Genomic DNA, 14,289 nt, shown 5'->3' with positions numbered 1-14,289 from the left:
GGGCTAGTTTTATGTTAAAATAGATAGAAGGTTCGACTTTGATGTCGAAAACCTATTATGAGGATGGAGTCGATTCAATGCGGATCCAGCATTTGTTTGAATATACCGAGCATCATCAATTTTACTGCTTTCGGGATTTTTCCTTAAGCGCGATAGATTATCGTATGCTCGCACTTATATATAAGCCGCTTGTCGGCGCATTCGCTATATCGCTGTATGAGCAGCTATGTATGATGGTTCCGGAGGGGAAAACGGGCTTCTCGCAGCTCGAGCCTCATCGTCGCTTGCTGCTTAGTCTGGGCCTTGCCTTGAATGATCAAAGCCGCAGCTATTTGCTGGAGCAGCTTTCGCTGCTGGAGGCGATTGGCCTGCTGCAAAGCTCGCGCTTTATGCAGGAGGAGCAGGGCGATTATATTTATGAATATGAGCTGATAAGTCCACTGCCGCCCAATGAGTTTTTCCAGAACATCCATTTTACGATGCTGCTGCGGGACAAGCTGGGCAAATACGCCGTTATTCATATTCGTGAGCAGCTGCATGCTCCGCAGCCGGCAGAGCTTGTCGAGCAAAGCTACGATAAAGAAAATTTATCTGTGCCATTCTATGAAATATTCAAGCTGAACGCCTCGATTGTAGACGATGAGCTGGAGCAGGCGCTGCGCGAGGTCGCGCCGGCGAGGAGTAAGACGGCTATTGTACCGACAGCATCGGCTGGCTATACATACGGTGAAATTATTATGCGTTTTCCGCGCCATTCCAGCAACCGCTATTTTGTTGAACAGCTGCGTACACGTACCGAACAGCTGGCGCAAATTAATTATGTCGCCTACAAATATGATCTTTCGCTCACGCAGGTTTCGCGCCTGCTTGATGAGGACGGCGTGTTTGACGTAAGCGGGGAAATTGATTTGGATCATATCCAGCGCATCGCCGTTCAGCTGTTTCGCCAGGATAAAAAGCATGATGAGCAGCGAACGAAAATTTTATCCCGTACGGAAATATTCAACTCTGCTTCAGAGGCAGAGGAGGATAGCCAGCAGCAGCGTCAGGAGGAAGCAGAGGTCGATGTAGACGAGCAATATTATTTGCCGGTTCCCAAGCTTCTCGCTGGCTATTGCGATATCCAGCAATATAACGCTTTAATGCGCAATGAGCCGCATATCCAGTTTTTGAAGCGATATTTCCCTGGACAGGTGCCAGATTGGATTCTGAATGTATTTGAGCGTATTGATTTGCACTATAAGCTTGCTCCGCCAGTTATTAATGTGCTCATCCATTATGGCATTGGCATGAACGAAAGCGGCAGAGTGACGAAGGCTTATTTGGACTCGATCGCTTCCAATATGCTAATGAAGGGCGTGGACAGCTTTGAGAAGGCTGTTCACTACGTTCGCGCGCAAGAGCAGCTTGAACGCGACATAGAACGCCGCAAGGAAGATTCTGGAGCTACTGCTATGCCAATAGCTCAAGCTGCCAAACAAGGCGGCTACAATGCCCGCAGCGCTAATCGGGCACGCAATGGATACCGCCAGAAGCCCGTTATACCGATTATTAACAATGAACAGGTGGCTGCCTCGCAAATTACAGCGGAGGAGCTTGAGGAGCTGCGCAAGCTGGCTCGCAAATTTGATCAGCAGTCGTAATTGCTGGGAATGAGGTGATGAAGGATGGAGTCGTTAGGTGATATATTAAAGGCTTGGCCAAGCGGCGAGCAAATACTGCGCATTGCTGAACAGAAGCGCACTGAGCTGCTGAAGGACCCGCTTATCATTAGCTTGCGGCAAAAGCATCCTGCTCTGACGGATGCAGCGATTAACGTGAATATGAACCGTCTGCATCAGTATGTAAGCGAGCATCGCAATTGCAGTCAATGTCCTGGCCTTGATCAATGTCCCAATGATTTTGCAGGGCATTATACGATGCTGCAGGTTGAAGATATGAATGGAACAGCTCAAATTATTGACAAAAAGGTCTCCTGCAAAAAGCTGCGCGCCAGACAGCATGAAAATCAGCTGCGCAGCCGCATTCGCAGCTTCTATGTCGATGACAAGGCGTTAAAGCGCAATTATTCTGCTGATGAAATTATTGGCAATGATCTGGAGCGAGCCAAATCGGTCGGCGAGCTGCTGAAATATATCGACCGCACCAAGACGGAAGGACTTACTGCCAAAGGCTTGTATTTGGCGGGAAATTTTGGCGTAGGCAAAACGTATTTGATGTGCTTTGTATTACAGGAGCTGGCTAAATCCGGCTATTCAGGCGTCATTGTTTACATGCCTGATTTTGTTGAGGATTTGAAGGTGCTTATGCATGAGCCTGCCAAGCTGAAGGAAACGGTTGATTTGATGAAGGAGACCGATTTACTTGTATTTGATGATATTGGCGCCGAAAATTTGAACCCGTGGGTTCGTGATCATGTGCTGGGCGCGATTTTAAATTATCGGATGGAGCGCAAGCCGACCTTCTACACGTCTAATTATCGTTTGGCCGATCTGGAAAGCCACTTCAGCTTTACGAACAAGGATGGCGAGGAGCATCATAAGGGAAGACGGCTTATGAACCGCGTTGCTCCGTATGTAGATGAGCTGGTCGTAACCGGGAAAAACAAGCGCGGCAAGCTGTAGCTCTGGCCTGCGACACTAATAATTCTAGACCTAAGTCTAGGTGCAACCTATCCCTGGGGCATGATGAATTTCAGAAAAAGCTATGATAAGCTCATAATAGTGAATAGATCAAACATGTCCAGATGCAACAGGGAAGCTTGCTCTGGAAACGAAAGGAAGAAATTTATGGTGAAAAAGGCAATTATCGGCCCTGTACTGCTGCTGATCGGGCTATACTTTTTGTTGAACCCGGCAGGTGAAATGAGCCCAGGCTACATATTCGCACATTTCTGGCCGACATTATTTGTCATTCCGCTTGGCTTGTTTTTTCATTGGATGCACTTCTCAATGCTGTCTCGCAAAGGTGTAGGCTTGCTCGTTCCTGGCGGCATCCTGCTTGTTTCAGGGATTTTCTGTCAAATCGCAATGCTGATGAACAACTGGGGTAGCATCTGGCCTGGCTTCTTGCTTGCAGCAGCGGCAGGGCTGTTTGAGCTATACTGGTTCGGCGGACGCAACAAATGGCTGCTGATCCCGATTTATATTTTAACGATTCTTTCGATGCTATTCTTCGTTGTCTTCTCAATCGGCAATCTGATGAGTGAAACGTTTTTAGGTCAACCGATATTGGCGATTGTGCTGGTGCTTGCCGGCTTCGTGCTGATGATGAGCAGAAAGAAATCGACCTAAGCTTCCAAAGAGGATAAAAAAGCGATGCAGGAACTAGCTCTGCATCGCTTTTTTATATGCTTTAAGAAATGTGCTGCTGTTTCTTAACGGCGGGGCATGTTCAAAAACGATGAATCATCACCAAGAACAGAGATCGTTACCGATGCAAGCGCAAGCTGTTCATCAATGCTTAAGCCTAGAGAGGTTACTATCCCAGCTGATATCGAAGCCAATTGATACGTAGCAGTATCATCATCTGAATAAACCACCATGCTGTTGCTTAACGGTACCGCTTTACCTGAAACGGCAGGTTCCGCAATCAAACTGTTATCAAGTGGATTTCCATTCAGTAATATTTCTAAGCCAGGATCCACTGTGCCAGTACTGCGAATCAAGGCACGATAGAAAATGGAATAGTAATATCCGCTTTTTAACTGGAAGGACCGATAGTATTGATTAGGGCCTGCAAAATATGGAGTAGACCACGTTACGTAATCCCCAAAATTTATGAGAGGAGCCAGTGGGATAAACGTGTTGCTATAGACTCGAACCGGATCGTTCAAAGTTGCATATGCTGCCCCTGGAGCAACAGTACCTGAGGGAATAATCAGTTTAGCTGATCTGTCCTCTTGTGGGCCCTGCAAATTTTGTTTTTCCTTTGTCATATCAATCAAACTCCTTTACAAAATGTTTCCCTGTCATGCCCTGGGACTATTCTGATTTATTGTTGATGCTTCGCCTATAACAGTTATTGCTACCGAAGCAAGATCCAGCGCTATATTACCAGTATTAAGGCCCACAGAGGTTACTATTGTTTTACTAAACGAGCATAGCTGATAAACATCATTGCTATCTTTTGATGAAATGATAATGGTATTGCTCAACAGCACTGGTTTATTCGTAACGGCAGGTGCTGCAATCAGACTGTCAGGTATAAAGTTATTGTTAAGCAAAATTCCCACATTAGGATCATTAATGTGATCATAATTTTGGGCAGAGGCATGATAGTAAATAGAGTAGAAATATCCAGCCTTTAAAGAAAAAGACTTATAGTAGTGATTGCCATTGATAGAAATCGGACTCTGCCACGTTACATAATCCCCAAAACTTTCCTGAGGAGCTAATGGGATAGTAGTAATATTGTTGGTGAATTCCGAATCAACAGGATCCATCAAGGTTGCATACGAAGCCCCCAATATATTACTTAGAGAGCTAGTCGAACCGCCTTGTTCGATTTCCTGCTGGCGTTGCAAATTACGTTTTTTTGCTGTCATATACATCAAACTCCTTTACAAAATGACTCTCGGTATTGCATAGACGAATCAAACATCCGTTTTCTGTTAAGTCCAAATTTCCTTTGTTCAAACTTTAGGTGCAGTATTCTGACTTATAGCGTTCGTCTAGTTCATGGTTTATGCTTCACCGATAACAGTTATTGTTATCGATGCAGGATACATCTCTATCTCTCCTGCGTTCAGGCCTTCTGAGGTTACTGTTGCAGAACTTAACGAATATAGATAATAATTATCATTGCTATTTTCTGAAAAAATGATGATGTTATTTCGCAATAGAACTGGTTTATTCGCAACGGCAGGTGCTGCAATTAGACTGTCAGATATGAAGATACCTTCATTATTCGCTATTCCTAGAGTAGGCTCATACATCTGATCATTACTTTGAACAAAGGCACGATAAAAAATAGAGTAGAAATATCCAGCTTTTAAAGAAAAAGATTCATATAACGTAGTGCCGTCGAGGTTCATTTCTAAACTCCACGTAATATAATCCCCAAAGCTTTCCTGAGGCGCAAGAGGGATTGGGTCATTTGCCCCTGGAAATGTAAAATATAAATATGCATACGAAAATCCCATTAAACCACTTTGAGAGCTAGTCGAACCGCTTTGCCCGACCTCTTGCTGGTGTTGCGAATTACGTTTTTTTGCTGTCATATCCACCAAACTCCTTTACAAATAGACTCTCGGCATTGGCCGAGGTGAATCGAGCAGTAATAATTCAGTTTAAGTTTTTATACCCTCGACTCTGGTTACTTGCTTGTCCGACAGAAACCTATAAAGTTTTGTAGGGGCGTGTCATCACCTCCTTAGAAGCTCAATTCGAAGAATGCAGCTTCTCGATATGCATGAATAAGGTGGTACATGTTATCCATATGTACTGTGGCAAGCTATTGTGTGGGGATAAGCCCCTTTGCTTTAACAAATGTGCTTTGGTGGAGGCTTCATTTTGGCGGTTATAAGGGGAAATGATAATTTATATAAAAAAAACTATTGACAAAGGATGGCAACCGTTGATAATATCACCACATAACCAACTAAATTGATAGGAATAATCATTAATGACCAGACCACTGGAATGAACGTTAGCCTATCCCAATTATTTTAAGGGGGATTTATGTATGAAACAGTGGTCTATTCGTCAACTTTCTTTAACAATTGTGCTGGCTTTGCTTGTAGGTGTGCTGGCGGCTTGCGGCAGCAGCAATGGAAATTCAAATGGAAACGGAAGTACTGAGACGCCTGCCACAACTAATAATAGCAATTCCAATAGCAAGCAAACGAATGAAGGAGCTGGCAGCAATTCAGGCGATAAAAAAGATCCTGTAAAATTGCTGAATGTTTCCTATGACCCAACGCGTGAACTGTATGTAGAGTTCAACGAGGCTTTCGCAAAGTATTGGCTGGAGAAGGAAGGCCAGGAGGTTACCATTGAGCAGTCGCATGGCGGCTCGGGCAAGCAGGGGCGTGCAGTTGTCGACGGATTGGAGGCGGATGTCGTTACATTGGCGTTAGGCTATGATATCGATGCGATTGTCGAAGCTGGTCTACTTACGGATGATTGGCAGTCGCAGTTTGAGCATAATAGCTCACCTTATACGTCAACGATTGTGTTTTTAGTTCGCAAGGGCAACCCGAAAAATATTTTGGATTGGAATGACCTGATTAAGGATGGAGTCGAGGTGATTACGCCGAATCCTAAAACTTCAGGCGGCGCGCGCTGGAATTACCTGGCAGCCTGGGGCTATGCGTTGAAGCAAAACAACAATGACGAGGAAGCAGCCAAGCAGTTTGTGTCTGAGCTGTTCAAGCATGTGCCGGTACTCGATACAGGCGCCAGAGGCTCCACAACAACATTTGTTGAACGTGAAATTGGCGATGTGCTGCTTGCGTGGGAAAACGAAGCGTATTTATCGATTAACGAGCTTGGACCGGATAAATTCGATATTGTATACCCTTCGCTGAGCATATTGGCTGAGCCGCCAGTGGCGATTGTCGATAAAATCGTTGACAAGCGTGGAACAAGAGAGGTTGCAGAAGCGTATTTGCAATATTTGTACAGCGATGAAGGCCAAACGATTGCAGGCAAAAACTATTACCGCCCTACGACTCCGGAAATTGCTGAGCAATTCAAGGATCAATTCCCTGAGCTGGAGCTGCTGCAAATCGATAAAGATTTTGGCGGCTGGCAAGCTGCACAGGAAAAGCATTTTGCGGATGGCGGAATATTTGACCAAATCTATACACCGGGAAGCTGATCGCCAGCCTGCTGTGTTAAAGGAGAACTGCAATGGCTAAACGTTCGATCATTCCGGGCTTTCGTCTAACCTTGGGACTGTCGCTGTTTTATTTGAGCATACTGGTTTTCATTCCGCTTGCAATTATTTTTATTAAATCCTTTGAGCTTAGCGCAGCCGAATTTTGGAGCACCGTTACGAATCCGCGTGTCGTTGCTTCTTATCGGGTCAGCTTTATTACGGCATTATGTGCAGCGCTGATCAATACGGTGTTTGGCTTGATTGTAGCCTGGGTGCTTGTACGATATTCATTTCCAGGCAAAAAGCTGCTGGATGCGGTTGTCGATATTCCATTTGCCCTGCCGACTGCGGTAGCGGGCATTGCGCTCACAGCGCTTTATGCGAAAAATGGCTGGATCGGCTCTTTGCTGGAGCCGCTCGGGATTAAGGCGGCCTATTCGCCGCTTGGCATTATTATCGCGCTAACCTTTATCGGCATCCCGTTCGTTGTTCGCACCGTTCAGCCTGTGATCGAGGATTTGGAGAAGGATATGGAGGAAGCGGCGGTTATGCTGGGCGCATACCGTCTGCGCACCTTCTTTCAAGTCATACTGCCAACCTTGTATCCTGCGCTGCTGACAGGCTTTACCCTAGCCTTTGCGCGAGGCATTGGTGAATACGGTTCGGTTGTATTTATTAGCGGCAATATGCCGATGGTAACAGAAATTTCGCCGCTGCTCATTATGACGAAGCTGGAGCAATATGATTATGCGGGCGCAACAGCAATTGCGGCAGTAATGCTAATCGTTTCCTTCCTGCTGTTGCTGCTGATCAACCTATTACAGTGGAGAATGAACCGTCGCATGACGGCGAATTCCTGAAGGAGGAAGCATCATGGCTGGAGTCGTAAGCTATCATCGCAGCTCACATACAGCAGTGCGCGAGCGGCATATTAACGAAGCGCCTGCTGTCCGCTGGCTGCTGATCGGCATCGCCGTCCTGTTTATAGGACTGATGATTATTTTGCCGCTCGCCGTCGTCATAGCCGAGTCCTTGAAAAAGGGCGCTGGCGTATACTTTGATGCAATCAGCCACCCGGATGCGATGGCCGCCTTGAAGCTGACGCTGCTGACTGCGCTTATCGTAGTGCCGCTTAATGCCGTGTTCGGTCTACTTGTAGCCTGGGCGATTTCCAAATTCAAGTTTCGCGGCAAGCAGCTGCTCATGACGTTGATTGATCTGCCATTTGCCGTTTCGCCTGTTATTGCCGGACTTGTGTTTGTGCTTTTGTTCGGCGCACAAGGGTATTTCGGACCGTGGCTGGCAGAGCATGATATAAAAATCATTTTTGCGGTTCCCGGCATCATTATTGCTACGCTATTTATTACAGTTCCGTTTGTAGCGCGCGAAATTATCCCGCTTATGCAGCAGCAGGGCATTACAGAGGAGGAGGCTGCCGTCAGCCTGGGGGCAAGAGGCTTTCAAGTTTTTTGGCGGGTCACGCTGCCGAATATTAAGTGGGGCTTGCTCTACGGACTCATTCTTTGCAATGCGCGGGCGATGGGCGAATTTGGCGCCGTATCGGTAGTCTCAGGCCATATTAGAGGGCGAACGAATACACTTCCGCTGCATGTAGAAATTTTATACAATGAGTACCAGTTTTCCGCAGCCTTTGCGATTGCCTCGCTGCTTATGCTGCTCGCCATCGTGACCTTGATTGTGAAAGCGATCGTGGAATGGAAGGAGCAGAATCAGTTAAAGCGAAATTCGCCATCGCATTAAGGCGCTAGTTAGTATCACATCATGAAAAGTTAAGCGTACGCTTTCGAAGAAACTTTTCATGACCCGGAAAGGTATGCAAGAGGTATCACATCATGAAAAGTTGTAGGAGGAATGATGAAGATGACAAAAGAAACAGATGCAATATGGCAGCAACGCATTGCAAAGCAGCTAGATGGGCTGCAGTATGGTCAAGTAATTGTAACGGTTCATGATGGCCAAATTGTGCAAATCGATCGTATGGAACGCACTCGCTATCCACTCACCTCCAACCATGCTGCCGGCAAGCAGGAAGCTGCTGAGCAAAAAAAGATCAAATCCATCTAAAATAAAAGCGAAAAGCCCGCAGTCTCCTGGTTTATAACCGTGAGATTGCGGGCTTTTCTGTTGGCGCTGCGGTATGTAATTACATTAATGCCTTCACAATTACAGCAGCAGCGAACACAACGGTCATAAAGCCAAGCATTACAGCAAAGCCTACCACAACGTCTTTAAGATCGTCGCGTGGTTCTTCGTTAATATGTTGGCGTGGATCTTGAACATTTTCCATTTTGAAGTCCTCCTTGGCGACCAATTGCTGTACATAGTATACCCAATAGTTTGCCAAATTGTAAAGTAAGTTAAAGCGATTGTGACAAAAAAGCGACAACATCAGCATGCTTGAAATATGCTACAATATGAAATGGATACGATTTATAGATTGGACATAGGATGTTGTCGCAAAAAGGGGGAAGTAAGGTGACGTCATTCCAGCATAACCCAACAAATACGGCTGTAAAAGAGCATATTCGCAACAAGCTTGCGCTTCTTCCTGACCGGCCTGGCTGCTATTTAATGAAAAATAGCGAAGGAGTTATTATATACGTCGGTAAAGCGAAAATTTTGAAAAATCGGGTTCGTTCTTATTTTACAGGTAGTCATAATGCGAAGACGCAAAAGCTCGTTAGCGAAATCGCTGATTTTGAATTTATTACGACGGACAGCAATATGGAAGCGTTGATTTTGGAATGTAATTTAATTAAGCAGCATCATCCGCGCTATAATGTGCTGCTGAAGGACGACAAAACGTTTCCTTATATTAAGATTACAAACGAAAAGCACCCGAAGCTGGAAATTACTCGCCGCGTAACGAAGGATAAGGCGAAATATTTTGGTCCATATCCGAACGCCTACGCCGCTCAGCAAACGAAAAAGCTGCTGGACAGGCTCTATCCGCTGCGCAAATGCGGCAAGCTGCCGGATAAGGTATGCCTTTATTATCATCTTGGGCAATGCATTGCGCCCTGCGAATTTCCGGTGGAGCAAAGCCAATATGACGATATGATTACGCAAATTACACGCTTTTTGAACGGCGGAGAGGACTCTGTGCGCCAGGAGCTGGAGCGCAAAATGGAGCAGGCAGCAGAAGGGCTCGAGTTTGAGAAGGCGAAGGAATATCGTGATCAAATTGTCGCGATTGATACCATTATGCAGAAGCAGAAAATTACATTAAACGATGCGCTCGACCGCGATATTTTCGGCTATGCGGTGGACAAGGGCTGGATGAGCGTGCAAATTATGTATATGCGCAAGGGCAAGCTGATTGAGCGACACGGCACAGCCTTTCCATACTATGGCGATGAATATGATGATTTCATGAGCTTCATTACGCAATATTACAGCGACAACCCTGCACTGCCGCGTCAAATTTTGCTACCGATTCCGCATGAGAGCAGCAGCATGAAGGGTGAAGAGATCGCGACTTGGCTGCAGGAATGGCTTAAGGTTAAGGTTGTCATTCCACAGCGCGGGCAAAAAAGCGAAATTGTCGCGTTGGCGGTGCAAAATGCACAAAATGTGCTCGATGAAAAGTTTAAGCTGATTGAGCGTGATCAGGAGCGCAGCGTTGTTGCTGCGAGCAATTTGGGCAAAGCGCTTGGCATAGACAATTTGCGGCGGATTGAGGCGTTCGATAACTCCAACATTCAAGGGAGCAATCCGGTTTCGGCGATGGTTGTGTTTACCGATGGCAAGCCGGACCGCAAGGAGTATCGCAAATATAAGGTGAAGGGCGTTGAAGGGCCGGATGATTACGGCACGATGCGTGAGGTGATTAGACGCCGCTATGAGCGTGTGCTGAAGGAAGGGTCGCAGCTTCCGGATTTGATCGTGGTCGACGGCGGCAAAGGGCAAATATCTGCTGCCCAGGAAATATTGCAGGATGAGTTGAATTTGTTTATACCTGTCTGCGGTCTCGTTAAGGATGAAAAGCATCGCACGGCTGAGCTGATGAGTGGCGATCCGCCGCAAATCGTGCCGCTTGCGCGCGATAGCCAGGAGTTTTACTTGCTGCAGCGGATACAGGACGAGGTGCATCGCTTTGCGATTACGTTCCACAGACAGCAGCGCGCCAAATCAATGGTTGAATCGAAGCTGGATGCGATACCCGGCATAGGGGAGAAGCGCCGCAATCAGCTGCTGAAGCACTTCGGCTCGCTGAAAAAAATAAAAGAGGCCGAAGTCGAAGACTTCAAGCCTCTTGGCATAGGTGAAAAGCTTGCTGCCACTATTGTTGCGGCATTACGGGAGGATACTGGGGACCATTAGCGTCTCCAGTATTCTTTTTGCGATCATGCAGCCATTTGATCACGAAGGCGATAATGAACGGCAGCACAAGGAAGATGCAGGCCGAGACGACGTCGCCAGTCGTACCGCTTATAATCATTGAAATGCCAATCAAAATCGTATTGAAGCTTGCATGCATAAACATTGCAGCGATCAAGCCAAAACGGATCATGACCCAAGTGAACAAGTAGCCGATGATAAGCAGCTCAATAACGCGTGTTGATGCCGGGTAGAGCGGGTAAAGCGTGTGCCCTGCAGCCCAGGCAATGGTCGGAATTAACGCAGCAATCCAAGTGTTTTTGAACCAGCGGCGGAAAATTCCAACCCCGAAGAAGCGGAATACTGCTTCCTCAGTAATCGCAGCGAACCAGGCGATTGCTGGATACAGCCAGGAAAATTCAAAGTTAAGCAGCGACTGTGATGTATCATTCGCAGACCATGTGCCTAGCGTTACTGTTAAAATTAGAAAGATTACATTTTGCACGCCAAGTCCGATAATCGCCATCAAATAGCCGATTTTCATCGAATCCCACACATGCTTGCCATAATGGGCGTCTCTAAAGCGCGGCCATAGCTGGAAGCCCTGCGCCCGCCATAGCCCGTCTCCAGCTACGAAGGAGAAGTAATAGCTGACTGTGCCGGCAATGATCGTTACGATAATAATCGCTATGAAAAATGCTTTCGTGAACAGATCTGAGCCCGACAGCATATCTCCCTGCAGGCCAAGCTGCGATTTCATCATTCCCAAATTAATAATGGCAGATATAATCGTCGCAATTACCGTTAGCCAAATGCCGAATTTGAAGGATGTGTGACGGCGGTACAGAACCGCATAAATAATCGCCAAAATGCCAAGCACGAACGTAATCGCCATATAGACACCGTAGGTCCATATATTCGCATACATATCCTGCTTTTCAACAAGCTCGACATAATCACTTGGCAAAATAAAATCAGGCATCAGCTTGCTGACAATAACGTTGTCGCCGTAGACGATAACGCTTGAATCGAATTGGAATACAGCATCCTTAATCGTTAAATCATCATTGGACACGTAGTAGCCTGTAGTCGTTACGCGCTCTGTGCCAAAAATATCGAAGTTTTCAATCTGCTCATATGTATCGATATGCGTCTTGTCTCCAAGTGGGAAATTACGCTCGGCAAGCAAGTTGTTCAGTGCTTCATAAGCTGTCGCTTGCTCCACCTGAGTTCCGCGCAGCTTAAAATTCCAGCCTATAATTTCACCTGTATACAGGTTCAGATAGACGCTGCCCCGGTTGTTTCCATCGAATAAAACATTGATCATGTACTGATCAACCGGCAAATACTTTTCGAATTTTTGCTTATGCTCCTCGTTCAGCTTGTACTTGGCGAGATAGCCGGTATAATCCTTGTTGGAGCTATGATAGGCTTCGGCTTCAGTCACAGATAGCCCGGTCTGCTCAATTACAAATTGAGTAGCCTTTTCAATCGCCGCTTCCTTGCTAATCGGTCTCTGAGTTGTGTCAGTATCATAGGACAGACCTGAAATCAGCTGGATTACAATAAAGACGATCGCAGCAACAATGGCCAGCACACTTGTAGTCACCCACGTTTTCCGTGAAATGTTGTTAACCATAATTCACCTCTTTAACTGATGTCTTTTTAGTATACCTCACGAGTGTAGGGGAAACAATCTGACTGACAATGAACTACCGATTCTAATGAAGGTTCAAAAATTCGGCTTTCAGGACCAAGAAGATGGCACGATACTAGAGAGCGAGGAGCGCTAGCTGCGGCAAAAGCTACGTGAGCACCGGAGCACTCGGTAGCGTGACATATTCGCCGTCGAGCCCACTGCGAAGCCGTACATCGTCATCAAAGTCGGATTTTTGAACTACCGGTTCTAATGAAGGTTCAAAAATTCGGCTTTCAGGACCAAGAAGGTTGGACGCTAGTTAGAAAACAAGGAGCGCAGCGTAGAGCAAAAGCTACGTGAGCACCGCAGTTTTCGCTAGCGTTCAAGATTCGCCGTCGACTAAGCTACAACGCAATATCATCGTCATCAAAGTCGAATTTTTGAACTACCCTCTACTACGTTTTAGCTTGGTAGTGCGTTGCGATTTGCACTATACAATCCCTCACAGCTGCATCTAGTGTATTCGGGTCAGCATGAATTAATGATGTTGTTCTTTTAGTCGCCTCCAATTGAGGGATATGGTAGGTGATCAATTCATTGTCGGCAATCAGCTCGGGCCGCAAATAGGATTTGGGCAGCAAGGCCCCGGCACGAAAGGTGTGCAGCAAGCGCAAAATCGCTTCAAATGAATCGATTTCCATACAAATGTCCGGTGTCAGCTGATAGGCCTCGAACAGCTCATCCGTCAGCAGACGATACCAGGTTCCTTTCGTAAACAGGATCATCGGCATTTGGTTAAGATCATGCAGCTGCAAATAGCGCTGCTCATCCTGTATAAGTGTGCGCGGCAGAGCAAGAATAAGATGGTCATCGAATAATGGCGTGCAGTGAACATACGGATCATCAATACGCGACGCAATCACTGCAAGATCAACCTTATGCTCCTTTACAAAATTGACAACCTCATGGGTTTTGCCGGTCACCGCTTTAATATCAATTTCAGGATGGGTTTCTCTCAGCAGTGCAATCAGATCCGGCAGTGTCGATTGCAGCGTCGTCAGACTAGCGCCAATCGTCAGCAGGCTGCGCCCGGTTTCCTTGAATTCGGCAACGGTTTGTAAAAACTGCAAATGAAGCTTTTCTGCAGAAATCGCGTAATCGTAAGTAAGCTGGCCGATTCTCGTCAGCTCAAGGCGCTTGCCGACCCGCCGAAATAGCGGAGCGCCGATTTCCTGCTCCAGCTTGCTAATTTTTCGAGACAAGGCCGGCTGTGACAAATTTAATAGCTGTGCCGCTTTATTCATGCTTGATTGATCGACAATAGACTTAAAAATCGAATAAGCTTCGTTCATCATATCTCCTTATGCTATATTGTTATAAGTTTTAATAATAAATATGCAATTCCATTATAAGCGAAAAAGGAGTAGGATAAAACTATGGCAGAACTGTGTCGTTTTATGCTTGACGTATCCTTGAACGAAGTTGAC

Annotated in this window: 14 protein-coding genes; 8 read left to right on the top strand and 6 right to left on the bottom strand. The window is 46.2% G+C overall.

Annotated features, from left to right (window positions below; all coding sequences use genetic code 11):
- Window positions 1–41: 41 nt before the first annotated feature.
- The 3 genes from KJS52_RS06455 (at window position 42) to KJS52_RS06445 (ending at window position 3,293) form a co-directional block, all read left to right on the top strand.
- On the top strand, window positions 42–1,643 hold the full coding sequence (locus tag KJS52_RS06455) for a replication initiation and membrane attachment family protein (RefSeq protein ID WP_246563253.1): 1,602 nt from the start codon (window positions 42–44) through the stop codon (window positions 1,641–1,643).
- 24 nt (window positions 1,644–1,667) lie between these two features.
- The gene (dnaI, locus tag KJS52_RS06450) at window positions 1,668–2,624 is read left to right on the top strand and encodes a primosomal protein DnaI (RefSeq protein ID WP_213513937.1); all 957 of its coding nucleotides are present in this window, start codon (window positions 1,668–1,670) and stop codon (window positions 2,622–2,624) included.
- 165 nt (window positions 2,625–2,789) lie between these two features.
- Entirely contained in the window at window positions 2,790–3,293 is a 504-nt protein-coding gene (locus KJS52_RS06445) for a hypothetical protein (RefSeq protein ID WP_213513936.1), read from the top strand.
- 83 nt (window positions 3,294–3,376) lie between these two features.
- Here the strand turns inward: KJS52_RS06445 and KJS52_RS06440 are convergent, their stop codons facing one another.
- The 3 genes from KJS52_RS06440 to KJS52_RS06430 form a co-directional block, all read right to left on the bottom strand.
- Entirely contained in the window at window positions 3,377–3,937 is a 561-nt protein-coding gene (locus KJS52_RS06440) for a hypothetical protein (protein WP_213513935.1), read from the bottom strand.
- Between the two features lie 33 nt (window positions 3,938–3,970).
- Complete coding sequence (locus KJS52_RS06435) at window positions 3,971–4,546, bottom strand: hypothetical protein (protein ID WP_213513934.1); 576 nt, start codon at window positions 4,544–4,546, stop codon at window positions 3,971–3,973.
- Between the two features lie 138 nt (window positions 4,547–4,684).
- Complete coding sequence (locus tag KJS52_RS06430) at window positions 4,685–5,221, bottom strand: hypothetical protein (protein ID WP_213513933.1); 537 nt, start codon at window positions 5,219–5,221, stop codon at window positions 4,685–4,687.
- 464 nt (window positions 5,222–5,685) lie between these two features.
- On the opposite strand from KJS52_RS06430, the gene KJS52_RS06425 reads away from it, so the two are divergent.
- From KJS52_RS06425 to KJS52_RS06410, 4 genes are all read left to right on the top strand, one after another.
- Window positions 5,686–6,822, top strand: a complete 1,137-nt coding sequence (locus KJS52_RS06425; protein WP_213513932.1) for a sulfate ABC transporter substrate-binding protein — start codon at window positions 5,686–5,688, stop codon at window positions 6,820–6,822.
- A 32-nt stretch (window positions 6,823–6,854) separates the two neighbouring features.
- Window positions 6,855–7,682, top strand: coding sequence for a sulfate ABC transporter permease subunit CysT (gene cysT, locus KJS52_RS06420; RefSeq protein ID WP_213513931.1), 828 nt, complete (start codon window positions 6,855–6,857; stop codon window positions 7,680–7,682).
- Between the two features lie 13 nt (window positions 7,683–7,695).
- A complete protein-coding gene (gene cysW, locus KJS52_RS06415; RefSeq protein ID WP_213513930.1) occupies window positions 7,696–8,583 on the top strand; it encodes a sulfate ABC transporter permease subunit CysW in 888 nt (295 codons plus the stop codon).
- 120 nt (window positions 8,584–8,703) lie between these two features.
- The gene (locus tag KJS52_RS06410) at window positions 8,704–8,907 is read left to right on the top strand and encodes a YezD family protein (protein WP_306433572.1); all 204 of its coding nucleotides are present in this window, start codon (window positions 8,704–8,706) and stop codon (window positions 8,905–8,907) included.
- Window positions 8,908–8,986: 79 nt separating this feature from the next.
- On the opposite strand, the gene KJS52_RS06405 is transcribed toward KJS52_RS06410, so the two are convergent.
- Window positions 8,987–9,130 carry a YqzM family protein gene (locus KJS52_RS06405; RefSeq protein WP_213513928.1) on the bottom strand — a complete coding sequence of 48 codons (144 nt, stop codon included), beginning with the start codon at window positions 9,128–9,130 and terminating at the stop codon, window positions 8,987–8,989.
- A gap of 161 nt (window positions 9,131–9,291) precedes the next feature.
- Between KJS52_RS06405 and uvrC the strand changes: the two genes are divergently transcribed.
- Window positions 9,292–11,166, top strand: coding sequence for an excinuclease ABC subunit UvrC (gene uvrC, locus KJS52_RS06400; RefSeq protein WP_213513927.1), 1,875 nt, complete (start codon window positions 9,292–9,294; stop codon window positions 11,164–11,166).
- On the opposite strand, the gene KJS52_RS06395 is transcribed toward uvrC, so the two are convergent.
- Both KJS52_RS06395 and KJS52_RS06390 read right to left on the bottom strand, forming a co-directional pair.
- Window positions 11,126–12,802 (bottom strand): CPBP family intramembrane glutamic endopeptidase, encoded by a 1,677-nt coding sequence (locus KJS52_RS06395; RefSeq protein WP_213513926.1) that lies wholly within the window; start codon window positions 12,800–12,802, stop codon window positions 11,126–11,128. The genes uvrC and KJS52_RS06395 overlap by 41 nt on opposite strands.
- 455 nt (window positions 12,803–13,257) lie before the next feature.
- Entirely contained in the window at window positions 13,258–14,154 is an 897-nt protein-coding gene (locus KJS52_RS06390) for a LysR family transcriptional regulator (protein ID WP_213513925.1), read from the bottom strand.
- Between the last annotated feature and the right edge of the window lie 135 nt (window positions 14,155–14,289).

The sequence above is a fragment of the Paenibacillus montaniterrae genome, from assembly GCF_018403185.1.
GTDB lineage: Bacteria > Bacillota > Bacilli > Paenibacillales > Paenibacillaceae > Pristimantibacillus > Pristimantibacillus montaniterrae.
This window is presented reverse-complemented; position numbering and strand designations above follow the sequence as displayed.

Coding starts and splice junctions, on each gene's coding strand:
- KJS52_RS06395 (WP_213513926.1), bottom strand. CDS start 12,802: ATGGTTAACAACATTTCACGGAAAACGTGGGTGACTACAAGTGTGCTG.
- KJS52_RS06440 (WP_213513935.1), bottom strand. CDS start 3,937: ATGACAAAGGAAAAACAAAATTTGCAGGGCCCACAAGAGGACAGATCA.
- cysW (WP_213513930.1), top strand. CDS start 7,696: ATGGCTGGAGTCGTAAGCTATCATCGCAGCTCACATACAGCAGTGCGC.
- cysT (WP_213513931.1), top strand. CDS start 6,855: ATGGCTAAACGTTCGATCATTCCGGGCTTTCGTCTAACCTTGGGACTG.
- KJS52_RS06445 (WP_213513936.1), top strand. CDS start 2,790: ATGGTGAAAAAGGCAATTATCGGCCCTGTACTGCTGCTGATCGGGCTA.
- KJS52_RS06430 (WP_213513933.1), bottom strand. CDS start 5,221: ATGACAGCAAAAAAACGTAATTCGCAACACCAGCAAGAGGTCGGGCAA.
- KJS52_RS06435 (WP_213513934.1), bottom strand. CDS start 4,546: ATGACAGCAAAAAAACGTAATTTGCAACGCCAGCAGGAAATCGAACAA.
- KJS52_RS06410 (WP_306433572.1), top strand. CDS start 8,704: ATGACAAAAGAAACAGATGCAATATGGCAGCAACGCATTGCAAAGCAG.
- KJS52_RS06455 (WP_246563253.1), top strand. CDS start 42: ATGTCGAAAACCTATTATGAGGATGGAGTCGATTCAATGCGGATCCAG.
- KJS52_RS06390 (WP_213513925.1), bottom strand. CDS start 14,154: ATGAACGAAGCTTATTCGATTTTTAAGTCTATTGTCGATCAATCAAGC.
- dnaI (WP_213513937.1), top strand. CDS start 1,668: ATGGAGTCGTTAGGTGATATATTAAAGGCTTGGCCAAGCGGCGAGCAA.
- KJS52_RS06425 (WP_213513932.1), top strand. CDS start 5,686: ATGAAACAGTGGTCTATTCGTCAACTTTCTTTAACAATTGTGCTGGCT.
- uvrC (WP_213513927.1), top strand. CDS start 9,292: ATGTTGTCGCAAAAAGGGGGAAGTAAGGTGACGTCATTCCAGCATAAC.
- KJS52_RS06405 (WP_213513928.1), bottom strand. CDS start 9,130: ATGGAAAATGTTCAAGATCCACGCCAACATATTAACGAAGAACCACGC.